This window comes from Clostridium facile, assembly GCF_014297275.1.
Lineage (GTDB): Bacteria > Bacillota > Clostridia > Oscillospirales > Ruminococcaceae > Massilioclostridium > Massilioclostridium facile.
Map to the genome: position 1 here is coordinate 935,438 of NZ_JACOQK010000001.1, position 23,080 is coordinate 958,517.

The window sequence follows — 23,080 nt, forward strand, 5'->3', positions numbered from 1 at the left end:
TTGGAGTGTGCAGTGGGGTAATTGCCACTATTGTTGTTGGGGCATGAACAAGGTGTTGTTCTTATTGAGTTGGATTGTCGGAATCATAGGGCTCCTTTTTGCCCTGCTGGGGATTATCAAGCTTTTTACGCTTAGCAGTAAGAGCCTTCCTATTTTATTCTTTTGTTTTGGTATCTTGTTGATTGGGCTTGTTATCCTGCCATACAGTGTGGATTTATCCCAGATCAGGTGGCTTCGATTAACATATCGACTGGTTTGTGGATTGGTGGCAATTGGTGTGCTGTGTGGCGGAATTGTTTCCTGCTTTATGGCGTTTGGCGTCCACACCTGGAAAGGGAAGGACTTTCAAGGGACAGTTGTAGTATTGGGGACTTTAATTATACAGGACCAGCCTAGCCGGATGTTGAAAGCTAGATTGGATGCAGCTGTTGCGTTCTTAAAAGAAAATCCAAAAAGTAGCTGTATTGTCAGTGGTGGACAAGGAAAAAATGAGGATTACACCGAGGCGGAAATTATGGAAAAATATTTGGTTCAACAAGGGATAGACCCTAGCCGGATATATCAAGAAGGAAACTCATCTAATACAAAACAGAACCTACAATACTCCTTGCAGGTAATCCAGCAAAACCATTTAGGGGAACAAATTGTAATTATTACCAATGCGTTTCACCGTTATCGTGCCCAAATGTTCGCCGATCAATTAGGCGTTACAGCATATTCTGTTAGTGGAACCTGCCGGTTTGACTTGGAATTTATGTTTTGGTTCCGTGAGATCGCGGCAGTGTTAAAAGCTTGGATTACTGGAATATAATCCTTTCTATGTATAAATTGTAAATCATTACAATTTTTTTATGAAATCCCTTGCAATCAGCAGGACAACCATGTATAATGTACGTTGTTACTTAGAATAAATAATGGAGGAATTTGGAATGTTATTGGAAACTGCTGCAACTGGTGGAGCTTCAATGTTTATGCCAATTATCTTATTGGTATTGATGTTTGTCGTAATGTATTTTCTTATCATCCGCCCACAAAAGAAAAAAGATAAACAAGCTGCTGAAATGAGAAACAGCTTGCAAGTTGGCGATGAAGTTGTTACAATCGGCGGTATTATTGGACGTGTAGTTGTATTAAAGGACGATTATATTGTCATTGAAACAGGCAGCGACCGTTCTAAAGTAAGAATTAAACGTTGGGCAATCCAAAGCAACGAATCTCTTGACAGCGCAAAATAATTGCAGGAAGATAACCAGGAAATTCTACACCCCGGTGGAATCAGTATTCCCCCGGGGTTTCTGTTTGTATCGGGAATTTATATAAATTGGAATATTGTCCATCAAAACGGAATATATTACAAATAACAAAAGGATGGAGGGATGAACATGGCAGATCATCAAAATAAATCAATGGTGGTTTGGCTTCGGGCAATTATTTTTGGTGTATTGATTGGTACCTTGGTGATGATTGGGTTATCTGCCCTGTTTGCCTTTGCTATTGTCAAATTTAATGTACCAGCAACTGCTATTTCGATTGTGGTAACAATGTCCGCGGCAATTGGTAGTTTTATGGGAGGGCTGATTGCGGCAAAAATTGTAGGAAAAAAAGGATTGTTGGTAGGGGTTGGTTTAGGCTTAATCTTTTTTGTTGTTCTATTTTTTGCTTCTTTTTTTGTGACAGATGGTTCCTCATTTGCCGAGAACCTAACAAAATATATCGCTGTTGTAGTGGCAGCGATGATTGGCGGAATCTTTGGGGTAAATTTAAGAAAATCCCGTTCTTAATATAGAAACCTATCCGGAAATTGCTTGTAATATCATAAAATATTCCCGTTTGATTACTTTAATTGAACGGGAATTTCTATTTTTGTGATATACTCCTCCATCGTATGGATTGCAATCTCGTTTACCCCTGTTTCATAAGCATAGCCATTTAAAATTAAATTGTGTTTTTGGGCATAGGCTAGAATTTCTCGATACCTTTGAGGAATTTTATCCCAATTTCCTTTGCAGTATGCCGTTAGATAAAGACCTTTTGGTTTTATTCGAATTTCGGATTGTTCAGTTACATTTGGAACAACCACAAATAACGCGGAATATTCCTCCCATTTTCCTTGATATAACCGCTCTACTGGTATCATGGAACCATATGTAGCATTGTGCAGCCAACATAATGGATGTTTTTTCATTTCTTCAACCATTGTTGTGACCTCCTGTTCCAAAGAAGTTTGATGATTGATGTTGACCATTGCTAAATATTCTTCTTCTTTTTCTGTTATGCTAATTTTAGAGAGGTCAGCTTTGGATAAACCCACAATGGTTTTTTGGTGATATTCCAAAGTTTTTTGGATTTCTTTTAAATGGGAAATTCTCTGATCCAATTCTTTGATTTTTTCCCCAAAAAGAAAACTTAACTTCTCGCTGGAATGGTCTAGCATCAACTCCTGGATTTCTGGAATAGAAACATTTAATTCGCGTAACATTAAAATTGTTTTTAGAGTAAAGCTTTGTTGATAGGTATAATATCGGTATCCATTTTCTTTTTTGATTGCTGGACGGAATAACCCAATTTCATCATACCACATCAATGTTTTTTTATTAATTTGATGCAACGCTGCAAATTGTCCAATTGTGAACTGTTTTTTTCTGTTTTCTAACATTTTTATATTCTCCTTGACTGTACAGTTACTGGATGATTTATGATTATTATATCACAAAATGATAAAAAATAAATTGATAAGGAGCAGACTATGCAACAGCAAATTATCTTTCGGGAATATCAAAGCAAAGACCGAAAAGCACTAGAAAATATCATCCGGATTACTTGGGGGTATGACAAATTCTGTACCCCAAAAACAGCAGCAAAGCTCGCAAAAGCATATCTTGGGAATTGTCTAGCGAATCAGACTTTTACCCAGGTGGCGGTTGAAAACGGAAAACCAATTGGCATTATTATGGGAAAAAAGTTAAAAGGATTTCCATTATCAAGGCGTTTTTATTTTCAAAAAATTCGTTCAACAATTTCTATTATCTTGTCAAGAGAGGCAAGGAGTGTAAGTGGGATTTTCCAAACAGTAGAAAAAATTGACCAGGAATTTTTGAGGGATTCCAATTTGAATTATGATGCGGAAGTCGCTTTTTTCGCAATCCATCCTGAAAGTCGGGGAAAAGGAGTGGGTAAACAACTATTTCAACGCCTGATGGATTATTTTAAACAGGAACAATTGAGAAAGTTTTATTTGTTTACGGATACCAGCTGCAATTACCCGTTTTATGAGCACATGGGAATGACAAGGAGAAAAAGTAAAAATGGTTCCTTCCAAATCAAAGAGTATCATCATGACATGACATTTTTCTTATATGATGGTCAAAATTCTATAAAATGAATATTAGGATAAATTTTTATGGCCTATGCTTGAAAACCGTTCCAGATTATGTTATAATAATACAAAACTATTTGTGGCAAAGGGGTGTATAATATGAAACACATTAAAACTTTGAACAACGCAAACTTAAAACAAACTGCTGCAAAAGGCGGTTGTGGCGAATGTCAAGCATCTTGCCAGTCTGCATGCAAAACATCTTGCACAGTGGCAAACCAAAAATGCGAGCGTCTGAGCAAATAAGCGCAACCTCATATCCCGTCCGCGCTTTGCGGACGGGATATTTTATGGGAATAAACCAGTTTTATAAATACCAATATAAAAAAGGAAAGTGAAAGAACCGGATGATACATAAATACAAATTAAATGGCTATAACATTGTACTGGATGTACACAGCGGAGGGGTGCATGTTGTGGATGACCTCTCTTATGATATGCTGGACGAGCTTTCCACACCTATGGTGGAAGTATGCCCGGAATCACTGTATGAAAAATTTAGCCAGTATCCAAAAGAACATGTGGCAGAAACCTATAATGAACTGTATGGACTTTATCAAGAGGGGATCCTGTTCAGTGAAGACGATTATGAGCAGTTTTCGGATATTCTCACTTCATCCCCAATCAAGGCAATGTGTTTACATGTTGCCCACGATTGCAACCTGCGCTGTAAATACTGTTTCGCATCCACAGGAGATTTTGGTCACGGCAGAAAATTAATGACTGCTGAAACCGGTAAAAAAGCAATTGATTTCTTGTTGGAACACTCCGGCACACGCCATAATATTGAACTGGACTTTTTTGGCGGGGAACCTTTGATGAATTTTGATGTAGTCAAAGAAGTGGTGGCTTATGCCCGTTCCAAAGAAAAAGAATACAATAAAAATTTCCGGTTTACCATTACCACCAATGGTATGTTGTTGGATGAGAAAAAAGCAGATTACATCAACCAGGAGATGTCCAATTGTGTCCTCTCTTTGGATGGTCGTCCGGAGGTCAACGATAGGATGCGTCCCCGCGTGGATGGGACTGGCTCCTATGATACCATTATTGGAAAATATAAATACCTGGTAGACCATCGTGGAGATAAGGACTATTATGTGAGAGGTACCTTCACCAAATACAATCTGGATTTTGCTAAAGATGTTCTCCACATCAATGATGCTGGATTTGATCAGCTTTCTGTGGAACCAGTTGTTACTTCGGATGACCAGCCTTATGCCTTGACTGAGGAGGATTTACCACGTATTTTTGAGGAATACGAAACATTGGCAAAAGAGATTATCAAGCGGAAAAAAGCTGGTAGTGGTATTAACTTTTTCCATTTTATGATTGACCTGAACCAAGGCCCATGTGCAATTAAACGCCTGCGTGGCTGTGGCTGCGGTAACGAGTATGTAGCAGTAACACCAGAAGGGGATATTTATCCATGCCATCAATTTGTAGGGATGGAAGACTGGAAAATGGGGAACCTAGACGAAGGTACCCTGGATTTGGATAAAAAAGAATATTTCTCAAAAACCACTATTTATGATAAACAGGAATGCAAAAACTGCTGGGCAAAATTTTATTGTAGCGGCGGTTGCAATGCAAATAACCTGCAATATGCAGGCAGTGTGTTCCAGCCACATCATTTATCCTGTGAATTGGAGAAAAAACGTTTGGAATGCGCTATTATGATCAAAGCTGCAATGGCCGACACAGAACAAGATTAAAAATGGACTCCAGGGAGGAATTTTGTATGAGTCAGACAGTTGGATTTATTGGTTCGGGGAATATGGCTTCCGCCATTATTTCTGGTATTATTTCCAGTAAAATGGAAGAGATTTCTCTATTGGCATATGATATTAAACAGGCAAATTATGAGACTTTGTCCCGAAAAGGGGTACAGGTCTGTCAGCAATTAGAACAAGTTGCCAAAGCTGATTATATTGTGTTGGCAGTAAAACCACAAAATATTGCTGAGGTAATGGAAAACCTGAAACCAATCATCAATCAAGACGCCGTTATTGTTTCCATCGCGGCAGGGATCACAGAATCTTACCTGTGCCAGGCGCTGGGATATGAAGCAAAAGTGGTTTTGGTTATGCCAAACACTCCATTACTGTTGGGGCAGGGGGCAACTGCCATGAGCAAGGGTAACCATACCGGCAACCAGGAATTTGAGTTTGTACGCCAGTTATTCGCCTTGAGCGGTGCTGTAGAAGTGATTTCCAAAGACAAAATGTGCGAAATTATCGCCATTAATGGTAGTTCTCCAGCTTATATTTATTTATTTGCCAAAGGCTTTTTGGAATATGCCAAAAAAGAGGGGATCTCGGAAGAAGTTGCGCTACATCTGTTCACTGCTTCTTTAAAGGGTTCCGCTTCTATGATGACCGATTCCGGCCATTCAATTGATGAATTAATCAAGATGGTAAGCTCTCCAGGCGGCACCACCTTGGCCGGGTTGGATGTTTTCTATCAAGATAATTTTACTGATACTATCATCAGGGCTTGTGATGCCTGCACGAAACGGGCGTACGAGCTTTCCAAATAAACGAATAAATGGGAACATTTCCGCATAGATATGGGGTAAACCAATCTTAAAGGAAGTGTATCTCATGAAACGGACAGGCAAATTCATTTCCAATGGAAAATTAACCATCCGTTGGAACCAGAAAACTTTTTTTCAGCTTATATTGCTCCTATTTATCATTGGGATGATATACGGTGCTGTGTTGGCAGGGACGAGTTCTGAGGAAATGTTGAATAAACTCTCGTTTTTGACTCAGGGCTTCATGGACCAGAGGGCGGAACAATCCTTGGTATACACCTTCCTTAATTCTCTAGGCTCTACAGCATCCTTGTTGTTAACGTTGTTTTTATTGGGTTTTTGCGCCATAGGGCAGCCCTTTGCCGGATTTGTTCCCATATTCCGAGGGCTAGGTCTTGGACTTTCTATGGGGAGTTTTTATTTGCAAGATGGTATAAAAGGTGTTTTGTTTTGCCTGTTGCTTCTCCTTCCGCCAGCGGCAATTTCTACGTTTGCTTTGATATTGGGGACAAGGGAGAGCATTAAATTTTCAAACCTCTTTTTTTCGGTTTTGTTACCGGATAAAAATCTTGAAACAAAGGGGATGCTCAAATTATATTGTACAAAATTTGGCGTTTTATTTGGCATCTTACTGGTATCGGCATTGATTGATTGTATTTGTACTTTTCTTTTTGCTGGTTTTTTTGGCGGAGTATAGGCATGGATAATAGACGATACATGCTACCGAAAAGGGTAAATTTTGCTTTTTGTGGATAAAATAGGGCTTTTTTAGTGAAATTTTTGATGATTTGATACATAATTAACAATTTTACACTTTATCATTGCCGTCAAAAAGTACATAATAGTAATGAGGATAGTTCGCCCATTTCAACCAATACAACCAACAATGAGATGGAGCATAGTTTCAAGTGAGGTAAATGAATCATGCGTGGGGACTTACATTGTCACACAAGTTTATCCGATGGTTCTGTCGGGATTGAAGAAGTAATCAGCAATGCCAAATTGGTGGGGCTACATTTTATAGCCATTACAGACCATGATAGTATGTCTTCTTTCTCCCGTTCCCGTGTGTTAGGGGAGCGATATGGAATAGAAGTAATCCAAGGGGTGGAATTATCCGCCTACGATGTAAAAAGAAAAAGAAAGGTGCACATCTTGTGCTACCTTCCGAAAAAACCGGACCGTTTGGTTGCTATTTGTAACCGTACTACAGAACAGCGGAAAAAAGCTGGGATCGAAATGGCAAAACGGGTGATGCACAAATATCCAATTGCCGCGGAACGGATTACACGGTATTCTTTTAGCAGTAAATGTATTTATCGACAACATATTATGCATGCTTTAATGGACGCTGGCTATGCGCTCTCGATTTATGGGGAAGAATATGATAAACTTTTTGGTTCAGGAGAACACAGCTGTAATGTCCCAATTGAATACCCAGATGTTTACGAAGTGTTGGAAACCGTCCATTCTGCTGGAGGAATTGCTGTTTTAGCTCATCCGCGAGTATATGATAGCTTTGATTTATTGGACGAGCTATTAGAACAAAAACGATTAGATGGCATTGAAGTCTGGCATCCCCGCAATCAAAAAGGGGATTCCGAACATCTGTTAAATCTAGCGTTGGAACATAACCTAATTCCAACAGGTGGCTCGGATTTCCACGGTATGTACAATTCAAGTTTGACAAATGTGGGGAAATGTTATACCCCTCAAAAATATATTGATTTATTATTCCAATTGGACAAAGATGTGAAATGAGGCTATAAATTATGGACGTAAAACAAAAGGCTGTTGAAATGCACGAAAAATGGCAGGGGAAAATCGAAGTGATTTCCCGTGCCAAAATTGAAACCAAGGAGGATCTTTCCTTGGCATACACTCCAGGTGTTGCGGAACCTTGTAAATTAATCGAGAAAGACCCGGATTTATCCTATAAATATACCCGTCGTGGTAATCTGGTAGCCGTTATTACAGATGGAACCGCTGTGCTTGGGCTAGGGGATATTGGTCCATTGGCTGCCATGCCTGTTATGGAGGGAAAATGTGCTCTGTTCAAGGAATTTGCGGATGTAGATGCGATTCCGTTATGTGTAAACTCCAAAGATGTGGATGAAATTGTCCGCACCATTGAACTAATTGGTTTGAGTTTTGGCGGGATTAACCTGGAAGATATTGCGGCTCCACGTTGCTTTGAGATTGATCGAAAACTAAAAGAACGACTGAACATCCCTGTTTTCCATGATGATCAGCATGGTACCGCAATTGTTGTGGCTGCCGCTATGATCAATGCGGTTAAATTAGCTGGCAAAAAGCTGGAAGATATTACGGTTGTAGTAAATGGAGCTGGCGCTGCAGGAATTGCTATTACTAAATTCCTCTTAAAGTTAGGCATTGGCGATGCAATCATGTGTGATATTGGCGGCATTTTATATGAGGGTGCTGATTTTATGAATGACGCTCAGGCAGAAATGGCAAAAATAACAAATAAAAACAACAAAAAGGGAACATTAAAAGATGCTATGGTAGGAGCCGATGTTTTTGTTGGTGTATCCCGTCCTGGCTTGGTAACTCCTGAAATGGTAGGCAGTATGGCAGAAAAACCAATTATATTTGCTATGGCAAATCCTGTTCCAGAAATTATGCCGGATGAAGCAAAACAGGGTGGCGCTTATATTGTGGGCACAGGCAGGAGCGATTTTCCGAACCAGATTAACAATGTATTGGCATTTCCAGGAATTTTTAAAGGGGCTTTACAGGCACGTGCTACCGATATCACGGATGAAATGCAGCTAAAAGCAGCTTACGCAATTGCCAGTATGGTAACAGATGAGGAATTAAATCCAGAGTATATCCTTCCAGATGCATTAAATAAACAGGTAGCGTTACGAGTAGCGGAAGCTGTTGCAAGTTGTGTAAAATAGCAGGAGGTTTATTTTGAACTATACATATCGTCCAAAAGGAGTATGCTCCCAGCAGATTGATATTTCTGTCGAAGACGGCATTATTCAAGAGATTAAATTTTATGGTGGCTGTAATGGCAATCTAAAAGGGATTGCTGCTTTGGCGGTTGGACAACCTGTAGAGGATGTAATCCAACGTTTAGAAGGAATACACTGTGGTTTTAAAAATACATCTTGTCCCGACCAGTTAGCATTAGCGTTAAAGCAAATAAACCAAATTTAATTTGGCGCTAATACTACAATAATACAAAGAAAAAGAAGGGTTCTATATGTCTGATGAAACAATCAAAATTTTTGATAGATCTGAGCAGGAGGAGGTTTCCTTTGAGCAAGAGTTAAAGGAAACAGAATCTTTAATTGCCCAGATGTACCTGCAAAAAGAGAACGGAAACTTGGATAAAGCCCGTTCTTTAGGTAAAATTATGGCAGAAGAATCCATCCGGAATGATGGCGAATTTGTTTTTGGGTACGATACCAAAGAAAATGACACTGTAGTTTTACAGCGCCGTTTGTTATTGATTTATACAGTCCGGTTTGGCTTCTATAAATTTTGCCCAAATCAAGTTTTAGCTGAAACAGCAAGAAACCAATTTTTAACTGTTATTGAGCAGCAGGCTCCTCATATCTATCAAGTAGTACAACAAAATGCAGCATTTTCTTATTATAATTTATGTATACGTAGCTCCGCTAATGCAGTGGAATGTATTGGTGCAACCTTTGCTGAACTATGTGGCCATACAGGAGAACCTGATTACCAGGAACTAGGGAAAGCACTCTATCTCCACTTTTTAGATTTGGTCAGTAAAAAAGTGGATGAGTTACAATTTCAAGTAGACTAACTATTTTAAATTTATTTCCAAGACCACCAGTTGAATTGGTGACTTGCATAGCCTCAAGGGGCTATTACCGGTTTAGCCCCCAGGATACTAAATTATAATTGTATTGTATCATACGCACTGACAATCTATAAATAGATCAAAAATAGTACTGTTTTAACTTAACTACTATTCTTTTTCATCCCCCGGTAAAACTGGGGGATTTTTTCATATCCAAAGACATTATAAAAAATAGGAGGCATAAAAATTTTTATGCCTCCTATTTTTTCTTTTTGATTAGGGAAATCAACGGCATAGCCGGTGGAGATGCCCCGTAAAAAAGCTTTCGCTTCAAGTATCGAGCGAAGCGAGCTACTAACAAGCAATCTAGCAAGTTTATACAAGCTCGGAAAGAAGCATAAGTGCCCGTTTACGGGCGGCGGAGCAGCAGATAGATGCAAGAGAAAGAATGTTCAGTGCGTCTTTAGATGCCCGCCAGTAAAATGCCCTTCTAGGGCTTAATCAAGCCTCCGGCTTTGCCGGAGGTCATGACTCAAAATGTTATAATTTATTATTTAAAACTTTTTGTTATCTGCTGCCAGTTTTGTGCGCACATCCTGTCCAATAAAATTAAGTGGGGTAAGCTGCGTGAATAGACGGGATACAATACGCTCCGAATAGCGTTTTTGCAGTTCTGTTGGTGTTAAATTGGTACTGATAATCGTAGGGCGTCCAGCAGAAATCCTGGCATTGATTAAATCATAAATAGCGGAAGTACTAAAACTGGATTCAAACTCAGCCCCTAAGTCATCCAGAATCAATAGGTCAACCTGGTTTAGAATTTCAAAAATATCCTCTGATTGATTACCTTGTTCTCGCCCAAAGTATTGGGTAGAAATTTTTCGTACAATTTCAGAAACAGAGCTATAAATAACGGTATACCCCCGTTGCAACACCCTCTGGGCAATTGCCAGAGAAAGATGTGTTTTTCCCAACCCGGTTTTTCCAGACATAAAAATCCCATTGGTATGAGGCTCAAATTGTTCCGCATATCTTTTACAATATTGTAAGATCCGACCCATGTGGTCATAGGGAGAAACCCCAGTATCCTCTGGAATTTTGGAATAATAGTATAGTTGAAAATTCTCAAACCCTTTTAGTTTTAACTGTGTATTTTTTTGCAGTTCTTCCGCGGAAATCCGGATAATAATATCCCGCAAGCATTGGCACTGCTTTCTGCCGCAATAGCCAGTATCCTGACATTTTGTACAATTTGGCTTTTCCTCTAGATAATCTTCTGGAAGATGATGTTCTACTAATACTTGTTTAATTCGCTGTTGAGTCAATATATTTTCCTGTTCAATCTGTTCTAAAATCGCTTGAGTATTCCCTTGATGGGATAAAATCGCCTTTGCCAATTGAATACTAGTTTGACCTAATTTCTTTTTTAATTGGCTGATTTCTGGTGCACGGGTACAAGCCTCTAATAAATGGTTTTCCGCTGTCAAACGAGTTTGTTCCCGGCGCTGTTCTAATATCCGCAATGCTTGCGCGTAAATTTCTTTTTTGCTCAGCATAATTATTTTTCCTTCCTATCCATTACTATACCAAATATAATCCTAAGCAAATTATAATTCTGGAATAAACATCCCACGTTTTGCAAGTTCGTCTAAATCATAAGATGGGGAACTGGAATCCTCTTGTTTCTGGGACTTTACTTTACTATCGTAGGTAGTTGCTTCTTCCGGTGTTGTAATCTTATTTTTATGCCATCTGGTCAAAATTTCATTAATATATGGAAAAGAAAGCTCGCTGATAGAATCTACACAACGTTCATATGCTAGACGGATCATATTAATGTTAAACTGATACTGGTTCAACCATTTTTCCACATACCGCTCTTCTTTTTTGGATAGTTTACGTCGGATACCAAAACAGCTGCAAATCAATTTTTGCCCTTTGTCTTTTTCTAATTGTATACGAATTTGTTCTTCTACTTTTTCGTGGGTATTAATTTCCTGATCTGCCCAGTCTTGGCAAACCCGCATAATATACTGAATCGATTGCCGATCAATCCGGATACAATATTCAATGATCATCAAGATTACGTCCACTGGCAGTAAGGTGGATTGGTAGATATATAACAATGTTTTCCGTTCTGTAGTGTTCAAAGGTCTACCATAAATTTGCTCGGTTGTTTCAAATAAGGAACGGACTTTTTCGTTATTCATCCGCTGTTCCGCCAGTTCTTTCGAGGAAATACTAGTGGCAGAAGGTTTACTAATTTTTACGATTGGTTGCTGTTCTGGTGTAACTGCTGTTAGTACTTCTTTTTCAATCCAATAACGGATACCATCTTTCACTTCCTCCAAAGATAAACTCAATGTGGAAGCGATTTCTTCTGGGGTTGGTTTTTGGGAAGGGCTATGTAAAATGGCTAGTAATACCTTGATTGTATTTCCACTGGCTTCCCGTATATATTCCATAGCACAGTTTGGGACGGCAAACATTCCGCTCCATTGATTTAAATTTAATTGATAATTCATGGCTACTCCTGTCCTATAATGAAAAATCTTTTTCAGAATATCCATCCAAAGGAGGCAAAACCTTTGGAACCCGCTTTAAAGGGTCATATTTGAATTTCCTACATTTAAAAAAAGGAGAAACAACCCCATTGCGCCCACATAAAATCATCTGATGGTCCGCTGTGGGTTTACCATATTCGCAGTATTCACACGCTGGTGGAATATTACCACGAAAAAATTTCTCAAACAATCATTTTACCCCCTATATACATGCTTAATCTATTTTATTATATCAGATTTTCGATCACTTAACAATAACAACAAAGATAAAAGGATTAAAAAGATGGAGGAAACCGGTGAAAAACTAAACCAGATTCCCTGTACCCCAGTTGCAGCTGCAAAAGTAGAAACACTGGTTTGGGTCAATTGCAACAGTGCCCAAACTCCTATGACACTGACCAATACATATATCAGGCGGTAACAGTAAAAGGGTTTCATTGAGATACCAGTGGGCAAAAGGATGGACTTAATTTGAAAATGTACTGAAAATCCTCCAAATGCCGTTAACCCTGCCACAGCTAGAATACTAGTAATTCCTGGAATATCTCCACAGGCAATTGTCCCATTGGTTACTTCCAAACAACCAACCAATAAACCCTTTGCCAAATTGGGATCCATAAAAAAACCAAATAAGGATACCAAACTTTGCATCACCCCTGTATCATAAAGCAACCCGATGACAGCGGAAAAAATCAATACAAATCCACAGATAGATCCCATGGATTTGATAGAAGACAAAACTGAATGGACAAAAGTAGAAGCGATTTGCTGACGTTTTGGCTGGATTGGTGTTTGAACCGCTTTTTGATGGATTCCCGTTAAAATTCCCACCACAAAAAATGCCGCAATATTAGAAAAAAACAGGAAAAACCCCAGTTTTCTATTTTGATAAAGGGGAAGGGCAACACTGCCAATGACAAAAGCCGGGCCCGAATTAACACAATAACAAAGCATCCTCTGCCCGATTTGTGGAGAAAGTTTTCCCTGTTGAATTTGTTCTGCAATCAATTTTGCTCCAACAGGATATCCTCCTATCATGCTCATAAACAACAATGGACCATAATGGTTAGGAATATGGAACAATTTCCCACAAATCCAACCAAAAGGGGAGAGTACATGATTTAATAATCCAGAATTGACAAAGAAACTTGCCAAGGCCATAAATACAAACAAGGAGGGAATCAAAGTATATAAGCAGATTTCTACTCCGGTACGAACACTATCTCCAACTTGTTCAGCGAATATTAATAATAAAACCAAAAATATCAAGCCAATAATTGCGATGAAAAGCTGCACCAATTTTTTATGATTCAGTTTCATATTTTACCACCCCTCTAACCTGATATATATGACGAAAGGATGGAAAAAATATGTATTAACAAACGATACAGCAAGGCTTTATGAAAAAAATACTGCCCAGAATCATCAAGGCAGCATTTGGGTTATTGTATTGGCGTATAGTTGATTTCAGATTCTTCTTCGGTTGCTTCTAGTTTAAAGATAACTGGGCGTAAGCCATCATTACAGCTACAAATTGCAACACCTGGTTTTCTGATCCAATCACCGTAATAAAACAGACTTTTTCCATCCCCATGTGCTAATGCAAATACATATTGATAGATGGCTTTCCATGCTTCATCACAAAAATGTTCTGGTTTTGCGTAGTCAGCATAAAACACCTGCCCAGCTTTTAACATAGGGCAAGCTCTTAATCCAATGACACCATATTCTTCCACTAATTCCTGGTCCAATGTGGTTTTTAATACGGTAATTCTTACTTTTTTCATCTTGATTATCCTCCATTTCGTATCAGTATAACACTACTTTTTGCAAACAGCAATCGTTTATTTTTGTTTTTCCATTCGATAGTTCACGAGCAGAATGCCTAGCCGCTCTACCTGCTGCTTCGCGATAACCAGATAACCTCTATGTTCAAAAAAAGGTTTTGCTGTAATAGAAGCATGGGTAGAAATGTATCTGCCTTGATATCTTCTCTCCAATTGGTTACATAATAATGTTGCAATTCCTTGGCGTTGATAATCCTTATGTACATATAGCCGATCGAAATAACCAGTTTGATCCATGTCCCCAAACCCAATGATTTTATCATCCTGAACTGCTACTAAAGTATCATGTATCAGAAATGACTGATTCCATAAAACCATATCTACTGTTCCCGTAGCCCAAGCATCCAGTTGTTCTTGAGTATAGTCTTTCGCATTTATGGTATGCACTGTTTCATAAAATAGTTGTGCAATTTGCTCACAATCGGTAGGGTGATAAGCTCTGATTTCCATAATACTCCTTCTTTTTTGTTGATGAAATTTGAAATCATTAATGGAACTATTATATCATAATAAAAAAGAAAAACAATGATTAATTGGCTTAATTGCCAGCAGTATTTTTTTCATAAAGCCTTATTGATTTTATTTTATCAGTATACCACAGATATTTTTTTCATAGATATGAAACAAGAAGTATCTTTCAGGGGGAGTACCGGTATGAAAAACAAGCCAAATCTGAAACAATTACTTGAAAAATTAAACCGGTCGTTGGATTTTGCTCCAGAATTGCTGTTGGGTAGAATGAAAATAGAATTAATCTGTGGGCATCAAGCAACTGTAGAAGGTGTAAAATCCATTTTAGATTATGATGATACCATGATACATTTAACAGATGGAAAAAATCTGCTTTGCATTATGGGGCAAAAACTATGTATGCTTTATATGACAGAGCATAACATTATCATTCAGGGCATGGTAGAACGGGTAGAATATGTGAATGGCGGTGTAAAACATTGATAAATGGATTGCGATGGATGAAAGGATGGGTTTCGTTTTACTTGATAGGGGCAGAGTCTGGAAAAGCGATTAGTGATGGATTAAATCAGGATATTTCCATCTGGAGGGTACAAAAAAAAGATGGAAAAATAGAATGCTCTTGTTATTGCCGTGACTACAAAAAATTTTCGCGTATAGCAAGAAAGCGCCACTGTCAAATAAAAATATCAACTCGCCATGGTCTGCCATTTTTACTCCATCGGTATCGATTTCGGTTTGGGCTGTTAATAGGGACGATTGGATTTTTTGCTTTTTTAATGGTAATGTCCTGTTTTGTGTGGCAGATTGATATTAACGGAAACTATCGGCTATCAGATGCTCAGATATTACAGGTAGCAGAACAAATGGGGATTAAAAAAGGTGCTTTTAAATTTGGCATTAATTTCGATGAAGTGGAAAGTCAACTGCAGCAACAGTTTGGCGGATTTGCCTGGATTTCCATCAATGAAATCGGTACCCATATTATGATTGAAATTAGTGAAATCGAACCAAAGCCAGAAACCGTTACACCTTCCTCTCCGTGTAATGTTGTGGCAGGATATACAGGAATTATCCGAGATATCAACCCTTTAGGAGGGCAGGCTGTTGTAAAATCTGGAGATGTTGTGAAAGAAGGAGACTTATTGATTAGCGGGGTAATAGATGACCAGTTAGAACAAACCCATTATTATCATGCTTATGGCTCAGTAACAGCGGAGGTAATTCGTACAGCGTCTTTTTCTCAAAATCTGAATTCAGAACGCACCATTTATACAGGTATCGATAAGAACAAAAAATATTTTTCTATTTTTGGTGGAAGGATTCCGCTCTTTTTTGAAAAAACGAATGACAATATGAAAGAAAAATCCACACAATACCATCCACTATGTATTTTTGGTCTGACAATGCCGTTTGGTATTGAAGAAATTACTTATCAGGTATATGAAACAGAAACTTTACAATTGGATGAGCAGGGTGCTAGAAGAATGTTAGTAGAACAAGCGGAACAATGGGAAGCGGAAAATTTAAAAGGAGCAAAAATTCTCAACCGTCAAGAAAATTTCCAACAGGAAGGGGAGCAGCAAATATTGCAAATGGAATATACTGTAGAGCAGGAAATTGGGGTACAAAAAGAAATTTTACTCTCCAATTCATCACCTATAGAAGAAAATACAGTTCCTAATGAAACCGAATAACAAGAAAAACGTTTTACTCAAAATAGGGTAAAGCGTTTTTTGCAGTATATTTAAAAATTTCTATTATTTTTTCTATTATTTTTTGGTATGCTAATTTAAAATACCAGTAAAAGGGGAAACAAATGAAACCAAATTCTAAACACAACAAAAAACAGATGTTTGCTGCTGCTTGTGGAGTAACAGCAGTTGCATCATTTATAGTTTGGGCAAATTGGCAAAACAAAGGTTTACAATTACATCCTATCGTAATCTATAGCCATCGGTTACCAAGTTCTTTTTCCGGTTTTAAAATAGCACATTTATCCGATTTCCATAATACGCAGTTTGGCAAAAATAACAAAAAATTATTGCGGTTATTGAAAGAGCAAAAACCAGATATTATCACTATTACAGGAGATTTGGTTGACGCACGACGAACTAATTTTGATATCGCATTATCCTTCACAAAACAGGCATTGGAAATTGCACCTGTTTATTATGTTACTGGAAACCATGAATCCCGTATACCAGAATATCAACAATTTGAAAAAATGCTTAAAGGTATTGGAGTAGTTATTCTTCGGGATCAATCCGTTCCTCTGGTAAAAAACGAGGCGTCAATTGCCTTGCTTGGATTAGATGATCCAGGGTTTATTTGTCCATCTCCAAATAGCCTTCAGGAATTATGCGAACAAACAAATAAAAAATTAAACAAAATAAAAAGAGGAAAAGATATTTTTACCATTGGATTATCCCATAGGCCAGAACTTTTTCAAGCTTATGTGGAAAATAAATTGGATTTAGTTTTAAGCGGGCATACCCATGGCGGGCAAATCCGTATTCCAGGGATAGGAGGAATGATTGCACCAATGCAGGGATTTTTCCCAAAATATGATGCAGGGCTCTATCACATAGCACAAACAGACCTCGTTATCCATCGGGGATTGGGTAATAGCCTTTTTCCGTTACGGATTAATAACCGTCCTGAAGTGATTTTAATAACACTAAAAAAGAAAATAAAATCGTAAGGGAGGGTAGAAAAATCTTTATATCAACTTCGCTAAATAAAAATTTAGCGAAATATAGGGTAGCTGAAAACAGAAATAGTTGCTGTTTCAAATATCCCATATTGTGATACAAGTAATGCATTTTGTGATATAATAAATACAGTTATATTTTATATTTATTATTTACATAAGTTAAGTAAGGATGTTTACCATGAATTATAGCGATTATCACGATATGCCACCATTGGCAAAAGATTATTTAAATTATATGCTTACCATTAAAGGCCGTTCCGTTCGCACGGTAGATGGATACGCAGTTGATTTGCGAACATTTTTCCGTTTTATGAAGATGCACCGGAACCTGATTCCCAAAGATACAGAGTTTGCAAAAATCCCAATCTATGATTTAAACGCGGATTTTTTCCGTACCATTCAGTTATCTGATGTTTATGAATTTTTGAATTACTCCATGAAAGACCGAGACAACAACAGTAAAACTAGGGCAAGAAAAGTAAGCTCTTTGCGGGGATTTTTTAAATATTTAACAGTAAATACCCAAATTTTGCAAGAAAATCCCGTTAAAAATCTAGAGTTGCCAACTGTAAGAAAAACGCTTCCTGTTCATTTGAATATGGATCAAAGTGTTGCACTGTTAAACCAAGCTTACCAAGCAACCAAGTCTGCTACCCGCTGGCGTGATTTTTGTATTTTAACTCTATTTTTAAACTGTGGGATGCGTTTATCCGAATTAGTTGGAATTAACATACAGGATTTGGATTTAAAGGCAGCGGAATTAAAGTTGCTGGGAAAAGGAAACAAAGAACGCCTAGTTTATTTAAACGATGCCTGTAAACAGGCTTTGGAACAATATATACAGCAGGAACGGGCAAACTTAAAGGTTATTATAGATAAACAGGCTTTGTTTTTGTCCTCCCGTTCTGGAAAACGGATTGGAGCCCGTCAGGTACAACTCATTGTTAGTAAATTTTTAAAGGAATCTGGTCTTGGTGGTATGGGATTTTCTACCCACAAGTTACGGCATACCGCTGCAACGTTAATGTACCAACAAGGGGATGTGGATGTTTTGGTACTAAAAGAACTATTAGGCCATGTTAATGTGGGAACCACTGAAATTTATACTCATGTTTCAAATGAAAAAGTACAGCAGGCAGTGGAGAATAACCCATTGGCACATTTTAAGGCGAAAGGAAACGAAAAATAGGAAGTATTATAGAATTTATATAAAAAAGCATAGGCAACAAAAATATTGCCTATGCTTTCTCCTTTTCCACTCTTCCCTACTCAAGCATAAATTTTATTTTAGTTTGTTTTGATTTTTAATCCGTTCTAAATGAGTGACAATATAATTGGATTGTAAACGGGCTGTTTCTTCCAATACCTCTAAATCGGAATAAAAGAACGGCATAGAATCCGCTGCGGAATTATAAGTTATCACAACGGATAATACCAGATTGCATAATACTTTAGGATTAATTTTTTCTGTTGGAATTTCCCATATATGGAGTAAATTTTCATAAAAAGCCATCTGTCCTTGTTGGAATAACTGATAATTTTCTGGGGCAAGGTTGCGGAATACCATGACTTCTTCTTCCTGTGTCATAATAAAAATCCCATATTCTTTGTGATGGATGCACATAGAGAAAAAATGAAGAAGTTTTTCTTTCCAGGTAGTTTCTGCTTGTTCCATGATTTCTTTAGCTGCCTGGAATAAAATTTCCTGCTGATAATTGAGGATATGTAGTACTAGTTCTTCTTTTGAAACAAAAAAAGTATAAAAAAAGGTTTTAGAGATACCAACTGTTTCAAAAATCTGGCTTAATCTAGTATTTTTATATCCCTGTTTCGCAAATAGTTCCAAACCAGTTTGGAGTAATTGTTCTTTAATCTGTTCTCTATCCTGTTGAGAGTAGGATCGTTTTGCCATATATGTTTCCCCCAATTCTTTTCCTTTTCTAATAGAACTGCTTAAATAGGTAGTGGAATTAGCCAACCTACTGCGCAAAATACTACTGTTAAAAATAAAATTTGAAGATATTGGCGCCAGTCTTTGGATTTTGGTATTAACACCAACAATAGGATGCCAAAGATTAAATTCAGGCATTCTAGCCAATGGAAGGTATAAAAAAAGCTTTTTCCAATTAAAATGAAAAGCGCTACTGGAAGGGCCACTCCCAATGCGGCAACCCATCCATAATGGTATCTGCCTTTCCAGACAAAAATAGAACCAAAAATAGCAATTACCGCCATGATGAGCCAAAAAATAAACTGTTTAAAGGGGAAGAAATGATAAACATAATATTGGTATCCATAATAGCTGGCGAACATCCCGCCAAAAAATAGTCCCACTTTAACAGCGGCGATGGGGGCGGATCTACTCCATGCTGCCAATAGGCAACCAATAAATATCCATATTCCAACCGCTGTCGTCAATTGGCTGACCGTTTGCATCATTCCGCTGAACAAACTGCCGTCTCCTGAAATTGTATCGCTGTATTTCGCAAGAAACCCAATGGCCAATCCCAAAATGACACTTCCAATTAAGGATATGAACAGTTGTAACCCATTTTTTGGTTTGTAATTTGACATACTTCCCTGCTCCTATTTTAATTCCACAATAGTGACACCGGACTCCCCTTCACCGAAGGTCCCTAGGCGAAAACTTTTTACGCTAGGATGGCGTTTTAAGTGGGATTGGATTCCTTTTCGCAGCAGTCCAGTCCCCTTTCCATGGATGATGGAAATTTGGTTAATATTGGATAGTACGCAGTTATCAATAAACCGATCCACCAATAGAATTCCTTCTTCTATATTACATCCACGCAAATCCAGTTCAGTGGAAACCTTCCGCTGGGCATTGTTGCGGACCTTGCGGACAGTGGACTGCTTTTGTTTGGTGGTGTTGGACTCCAACAGGCGCAGATTTGACTCTGGCACACGGGTTTTCATTAAACCCATCTGCACGCCAACCATCCCTTTTTTATCCACTAAGCTGATGACAGTACCATTTTTATTCAAATCATAAATTAATACTTCATCTCCAACTTTCAGCGGACGGGGCAGCTGGTATTCTTCCTGTTTCCGTTCCCGGACAGGGTTCGCTTCGTTGTACAGTTTGTTAATTCTGGAACCCATCTGGCTCCGTGCTTTTTCCGCCAGCTCTTTCAGATCGGTTTTTTCCTTCTGTTTTTTCAGTTCATCAATTTCGTTTAATAGCAGGTTATACTGGCCACGAATCCGTTCAACCAAATCCCGTGCCTGTGCCTGCGCTCGTTCCAGCTCTTTTTCTGCCCGGTTGTCGATGGTCTTATTTTTCTGTTCCAATTCCGCTTTTAACCGGTTTACCTCAGCATTGGTAGCACGGTATTTTTCCCGTTCCTGCTCAAATTCCTGCCTAGTCTGTTCTAATTGGTCCACAACATCCTCAAAGCGGCGGTCATCTGTGGAGATATAGCTTTCCGCTCGTTGGATTACATCCTCTTCCAAACCAAGACGGCGGGAGATCGCGAAAGCGTTGGAACGTCCAGGTACGCCAATTAACAAGCGGTAGGTAGGCCGTAAAGTTGTCACGTCAAATTCACAGCAGGCGTTTTCTACCCCTGGTGTTTTCAAGGCGTAGGCTTTTAATTCCGCGTAGTGGGTGGTTGCCACAAGCCTTGCGCCTTTTTTGGCGATGGATTCAATAATCGATACCGCCAAAGCAGCGCCTTCTACTGGGTCAGTACCGGAACCAAGCTCATCCACCAATACTAGAGAATTCTGGTCTGCCAATCGTAAAATATTGATGATATTTGTCATGTGAGCGGAGAAGGTAGAAAGACTTTGTTCAATGCTCTGCTCATCCCCGATATCCACTAGTACACGGCGGAAAATAGAGATGCGGCTTTCATCTGCTACTGGAATCATAAAACCACACATGGTCATTAATGTCAGTAAACCAAGGGTTTTCAAGGTTACTGTCTTACCGCCTGTGTTGGGGCCTGTAATGATTAAACTGTGGAATTTTTTTCCCAGCTCTAAATCAATTGGAACCACCTGCTGTGGGTCGATCAATGGATGGCGTGCTTTTTTCAAACAGGTATAGCCATCATCTGTGACTTCCGGAAGGACAGCTTTCATCTTTACCGCCAAATTCCCTTTACAGAAATACAGGTTCAGCAACAGGATTAAACGGTAGTTGTTCTGGATACTTTCGGTGTATTGGGCACATTCAGCAGAGAGTTCCGCCAAAATCCGTTCAATTTCCTCTTTTTCTTTGTTGAGCAAAACCCGTATTTCGTTGTTTGCTTCTACAACGGACATAGGCTCCACAAACAGGGTGGCGCCACTAGAGGAAGTATCATGCACCAGCCCTGGAATTTCGGAACGATTTTCCGCCTTTACTGGAACCACATATCTTCCATCACGCATGGTAATGATGCTTTCCTGCAGATACTTTTGGGCATTCCCACGGATGATCTTCTCTAAGGATTCCCTTGCTTTTAAACCGTTTTGCCGGATTTTCCGGCGGATATTTGCCAGTTCCGGGCTGGCGTGGTCAGCGATTTCTTCCTCTGATAAGATAATATCCGTTATCTTCGATTCTAAATAGTTGTTTTCCGCCAAATTGGAAAAATAGGAGTCAAGGGCAGTTTGAACCTGCTCGCAATGGTCCTTCCATTCCCCCAGAATCCTGCATTGGCGGTAAATTGCCGCAATGTTGAGCAATTCCCGGTTATTTAAGGAAGCGCCTGATTCCAAACGCATCAGGTCAGCCTCTGGATTTTTGAACCGGATAAAATTAGGCGTCCCAAAACGGGAAGAGAGGACATAGGCTCCATCTGTTTTGGCAAGTTCCGCCTTTACCTTGTCCAAACGGTTGAACGGCAAGATGTTGCGTGCCATTTCCGCCGCTTCCTCACAGCAGGTCATCTCCGCCAACTGGTCCAAAATTTTATCCAATTCCAGTATTTTATAGTATTTATGTAGTTTCCTCATGGTTCCTCCGTTTTGAGCTGTTTGTACATCACCAAAGAGTTAAATTCCTTTTCCAAACGAGTGAGCATATAATACTCGGTCACTTGGGAAAGCTGTTTTAAATAAACAGGAGATAAAGAGAAATCAAACAGCTTATCAAAATCCTTATAAATAATATACCGCATGGCAGAAAGCACCGGCTTGTTTAATAGAATAGGGAGGTCGTTCCTCTGAACGGGATGTTCCTGCATACAATCAGAGCAAATCAGCTCCCCTTCCAGGGGAAGGAAATACATCTGTTTTTGCTCGTATTCACAGCACTCCCGGCAGCATACCAAATTTGGCATAAACCCGCTGATCGAAAGGCTACGCAACTCAAACACTGCCTTTAAAAACAGCGGGCTGCGTTTTTCCTGTTCCAATAAATACAGTGTATTCAACAACAAACGCAAATAAACCCACACATGTTCTTTGGCTGGCACCAAAGCCTGCGTGAGTTCACAAAAATACCCTGCTAAAGCCAGTTTTTCCACATCATAACGCAGTGTAAAAAAATCTTCTATTTTTTCAATTGTATCTACTGTATAGTACATTTGTTTGTTGACAAACAAATCCATTTTATAGTAGCCTGGCGGGCAGATGGATTGGAATATCGTCCGTTTGATCTGACCAAAAACACGGATGCGTGCTTCAATAAGACCGCAATCCTTGGTGAGGATAGTCAGATATTTCTCGTTGTCCCGATAGCTCCGCTGGCTGAGAATGACACCTTGGGTTTTGATGATCATAACAGGGGTTTCCCTCCGATTGCTTCAAAGAACAATAGGTTA

27 protein-coding genes are annotated in these 23,080 nt (G+C 38.9%); 16 read left to right on the forward strand and 11 right to left on the reverse strand.

Going from position 1 to position 23,080, the window contains the following annotated elements; all coding sequences use genetic code 11:
* Positions 1-64 precede the first annotated feature (64 nt).
* The 3 genes from H8Z77_RS03885 (at position 65) to H8Z77_RS03895 (ending at position 1,781) form a co-directional block, all read left to right on the forward strand.
* Entirely contained in the window at positions 65-811 is a 747-nt protein-coding gene (locus H8Z77_RS03885; protein WP_159427371.1) for a YdcF family protein, read from the forward strand.
* Between the two features lie 118 nt (positions 812-929).
* Positions 930-1,235 (forward strand): preprotein translocase subunit YajC, encoded by a 306-nt coding sequence (yajC, locus tag H8Z77_RS03890; RefSeq protein ID WP_069988878.1) that lies wholly within the window; start codon positions 930-932, stop codon positions 1,233-1,235.
* Between the two features lie 147 nt (positions 1,236-1,382).
* Positions 1,383-1,781 (forward strand): TIGR04086 family membrane protein, encoded by a 399-nt coding sequence (locus H8Z77_RS03895; protein ID WP_069988879.1) that lies wholly within the window; start codon positions 1,383-1,385, stop codon positions 1,779-1,781.
* A gap of 53 nt (positions 1,782-1,834) precedes the next feature.
* On the opposite strand, the gene H8Z77_RS03900 is transcribed toward H8Z77_RS03895, so the two are convergent.
* The gene (locus tag H8Z77_RS03900; protein ID WP_069988880.1) at positions 1,835-2,656 is read right to left on the reverse strand and encodes a MerR family transcriptional regulator; all 822 of its coding nucleotides are present in this window, start codon (positions 2,654-2,656) and stop codon (positions 1,835-1,837) included.
* Positions 2,657-2,746: 90 nt separating this feature from the next.
* Here H8Z77_RS03900 and H8Z77_RS03905 point away from each other — a divergent pair, with 90 nt between their 5' ends.
* The 9 genes from H8Z77_RS03905 to H8Z77_RS03945 all read left to right on the forward strand — a co-directional run bounded on the left by H8Z77_RS03905 (position 2,747) and on the right by H8Z77_RS03945 (position 9,714).
* Positions 2,747-3,382: a GNAT family N-acetyltransferase gene (locus tag H8Z77_RS03905; RefSeq protein WP_186996239.1), complete on the forward strand. Its 636-nt coding sequence runs from the start codon at positions 2,747-2,749 to the stop codon at positions 3,380-3,382.
* Positions 3,383-3,475: 93 nt separating this feature from the next.
* Positions 3,476-3,622 carry a six-cysteine ranthipeptide SCIFF gene (scfA, locus tag H8Z77_RS03910; protein ID WP_069988882.1) on the forward strand — a complete coding sequence of 49 codons (147 nt, stop codon included), beginning with the start codon at positions 3,476-3,478 and terminating at the stop codon, positions 3,620-3,622.
* Between the two features lie 101 nt (positions 3,623-3,723).
* Positions 3,724-5,091, forward strand: a complete 1,368-nt coding sequence (scfB, locus tag H8Z77_RS03915; RefSeq protein ID WP_069988883.1) for a thioether cross-link-forming SCIFF peptide maturase — start codon at positions 3,724-3,726, stop codon at positions 5,089-5,091.
* A gap of 26 nt (positions 5,092-5,117) precedes the next feature.
* Positions 5,118-5,915 carry a pyrroline-5-carboxylate reductase gene (proC, locus tag H8Z77_RS03920; RefSeq protein ID WP_186996240.1) on the forward strand — a complete coding sequence of 266 codons (798 nt, stop codon included), beginning with the start codon at positions 5,118-5,120 and terminating at the stop codon, positions 5,913-5,915.
* Between the two features lie 64 nt (positions 5,916-5,979).
* On the forward strand, positions 5,980-6,609 hold the full coding sequence (locus H8Z77_RS03925; protein WP_069988885.1) for a stage II sporulation protein M: 630 nt from the start codon (positions 5,980-5,982) through the stop codon (positions 6,607-6,609).
* Between the two features lie 227 nt (positions 6,610-6,836).
* Complete coding sequence (locus H8Z77_RS03930) at positions 6,837-7,673, forward strand: PHP domain-containing protein (RefSeq protein ID WP_069988886.1); 837 nt, start codon at positions 6,837-6,839, stop codon at positions 7,671-7,673.
* Positions 7,674-7,684: 11 nt separating this feature from the next.
* Entirely contained in the window at positions 7,685-8,836 is a 1,152-nt protein-coding gene (locus H8Z77_RS03935; RefSeq protein WP_069988887.1) for an NAD(P)-dependent malic enzyme, read from the forward strand.
* 13 nt (positions 8,837-8,849) lie between these two features.
* Positions 8,850-9,098: a TIGR03905 family TSCPD domain-containing protein gene (locus tag H8Z77_RS03940; protein ID WP_069988888.1), complete on the forward strand. Its 249-nt coding sequence runs from the start codon at positions 8,850-8,852 to the stop codon at positions 9,096-9,098.
* Positions 9,099-9,144: 46 nt separating this feature from the next.
* Positions 9,145-9,714: a hypothetical protein gene (locus tag H8Z77_RS03945; RefSeq protein WP_186996241.1), complete on the forward strand. Its 570-nt coding sequence runs from the start codon at positions 9,145-9,147 to the stop codon at positions 9,712-9,714.
* A 551-nt stretch (positions 9,715-10,265) separates the two neighbouring features.
* Here the strand turns inward: H8Z77_RS03945 and H8Z77_RS03950 are convergent.
* The 6 genes from H8Z77_RS03950 to H8Z77_RS03975 form a co-directional block, all read right to left on the reverse strand.
* Entirely contained in the window at positions 10,266-11,267 is a 1,002-nt protein-coding gene (locus H8Z77_RS03950) for an ATP-binding protein (RefSeq protein WP_186996242.1), read from the reverse strand.
* A gap of 51 nt (positions 11,268-11,318) precedes the next feature.
* The gene (locus H8Z77_RS03955) at positions 11,319-12,236 is read right to left on the reverse strand and encodes a DnaD domain protein (RefSeq protein ID WP_069988891.1); all 918 of its coding nucleotides are present in this window, start codon (positions 12,234-12,236) and stop codon (positions 11,319-11,321) included.
* 13 nt (positions 12,237-12,249) lie between these two features.
* Entirely contained in the window at positions 12,250-12,465 is a 216-nt protein-coding gene (locus H8Z77_RS03960; protein ID WP_069988892.1) for a hypothetical protein, read from the reverse strand.
* Between the two features lie 29 nt (positions 12,466-12,494).
* Positions 12,495-13,595 carry a hypothetical protein gene (locus H8Z77_RS03965; RefSeq protein ID WP_186996243.1) on the reverse strand — a complete coding sequence of 367 codons (1,101 nt, stop codon included), beginning with the start codon at positions 13,593-13,595 and terminating at the stop codon, positions 12,495-12,497.
* Between the two features lie 122 nt (positions 13,596-13,717).
* Positions 13,718-14,062: a TIGR04076 family protein gene (locus H8Z77_RS03970; RefSeq protein WP_186996244.1), complete on the reverse strand. Its 345-nt coding sequence runs from the start codon at positions 14,060-14,062 to the stop codon at positions 13,718-13,720.
* 57 nt (positions 14,063-14,119) lie between these two features.
* The gene (locus tag H8Z77_RS03975) at positions 14,120-14,572 is read right to left on the reverse strand and encodes a GNAT family N-acetyltransferase (protein WP_069988895.1); all 453 of its coding nucleotides are present in this window, start codon (positions 14,570-14,572) and stop codon (positions 14,120-14,122) included.
* 204 nt (positions 14,573-14,776) lie between these two features.
* On the opposite strand from H8Z77_RS03975, the gene H8Z77_RS03980 reads away from it, so the two are divergent.
* The 4 genes from H8Z77_RS03980 (at position 14,777) to H8Z77_RS03995 (ending at position 18,498) form a co-directional block, all read left to right on the forward strand.
* Positions 14,777-15,076: a YabP/YqfC family sporulation protein gene (locus H8Z77_RS03980; RefSeq protein ID WP_159427372.1), complete on the forward strand. Its 300-nt coding sequence runs from the start codon at positions 14,777-14,779 to the stop codon at positions 15,074-15,076.
* Between the two features lie 17 nt (positions 15,077-15,093).
* Positions 15,094-16,290, forward strand: coding sequence for a sporulation protein YqfD (locus H8Z77_RS03985; RefSeq protein ID WP_186996245.1), 1,197 nt, complete (start codon positions 15,094-15,096; stop codon positions 16,288-16,290).
* 122 nt (positions 16,291-16,412) lie between these two features.
* On the forward strand, positions 16,413-17,297 hold the full coding sequence (locus H8Z77_RS03990) for a metallophosphoesterase (RefSeq protein WP_286165425.1): 885 nt from the start codon (positions 16,413-16,415) through the stop codon (positions 17,295-17,297).
* A gap of 190 nt (positions 17,298-17,487) precedes the next feature.
* Positions 17,488-18,498 carry a tyrosine recombinase XerC gene (locus H8Z77_RS03995; protein WP_286165426.1) on the forward strand — a complete coding sequence of 337 codons (1,011 nt, stop codon included), beginning with the start codon at positions 17,488-17,490 and terminating at the stop codon, positions 18,496-18,498.
* A gap of 93 nt (positions 18,499-18,591) precedes the next feature.
* Here the strand turns inward: H8Z77_RS03995 and H8Z77_RS04000 are convergent, their stop codons facing one another.
* From H8Z77_RS04000 to recO, 4 genes are read right to left on the reverse strand one after another with little or no spacing between them, the layout of a single operon-like run.
* Positions 18,592-19,221, reverse strand: coding sequence for a TetR/AcrR family transcriptional regulator (locus H8Z77_RS04000; RefSeq protein WP_069988899.1), 630 nt, complete (start codon positions 19,219-19,221; stop codon positions 18,592-18,594).
* A 41-nt stretch (positions 19,222-19,262) separates the two neighbouring features.
* Positions 19,263-19,883 (reverse strand): DUF6518 family protein, encoded by a 621-nt coding sequence (locus H8Z77_RS04005; protein ID WP_069988900.1) that lies wholly within the window; start codon positions 19,881-19,883, stop codon positions 19,263-19,265.
* Positions 19,884-19,895: 12 nt separating this feature from the next.
* Positions 19,896-22,271: an endonuclease MutS2 gene (locus tag H8Z77_RS04010; RefSeq protein WP_186996246.1), complete on the reverse strand. Its 2,376-nt coding sequence runs from the start codon at positions 22,269-22,271 to the stop codon at positions 19,896-19,898.
* Positions 22,268-23,038: a DNA repair protein RecO gene (gene recO / locus H8Z77_RS04015; protein ID WP_186996247.1), complete on the reverse strand. Its 771-nt coding sequence runs from the start codon at positions 23,036-23,038 to the stop codon at positions 22,268-22,270. The genes H8Z77_RS04010 and recO overlap by 4 nt, the downstream gene beginning before the upstream one ends.
* Positions 23,039-23,080: the final 42 nt, after the last annotated feature.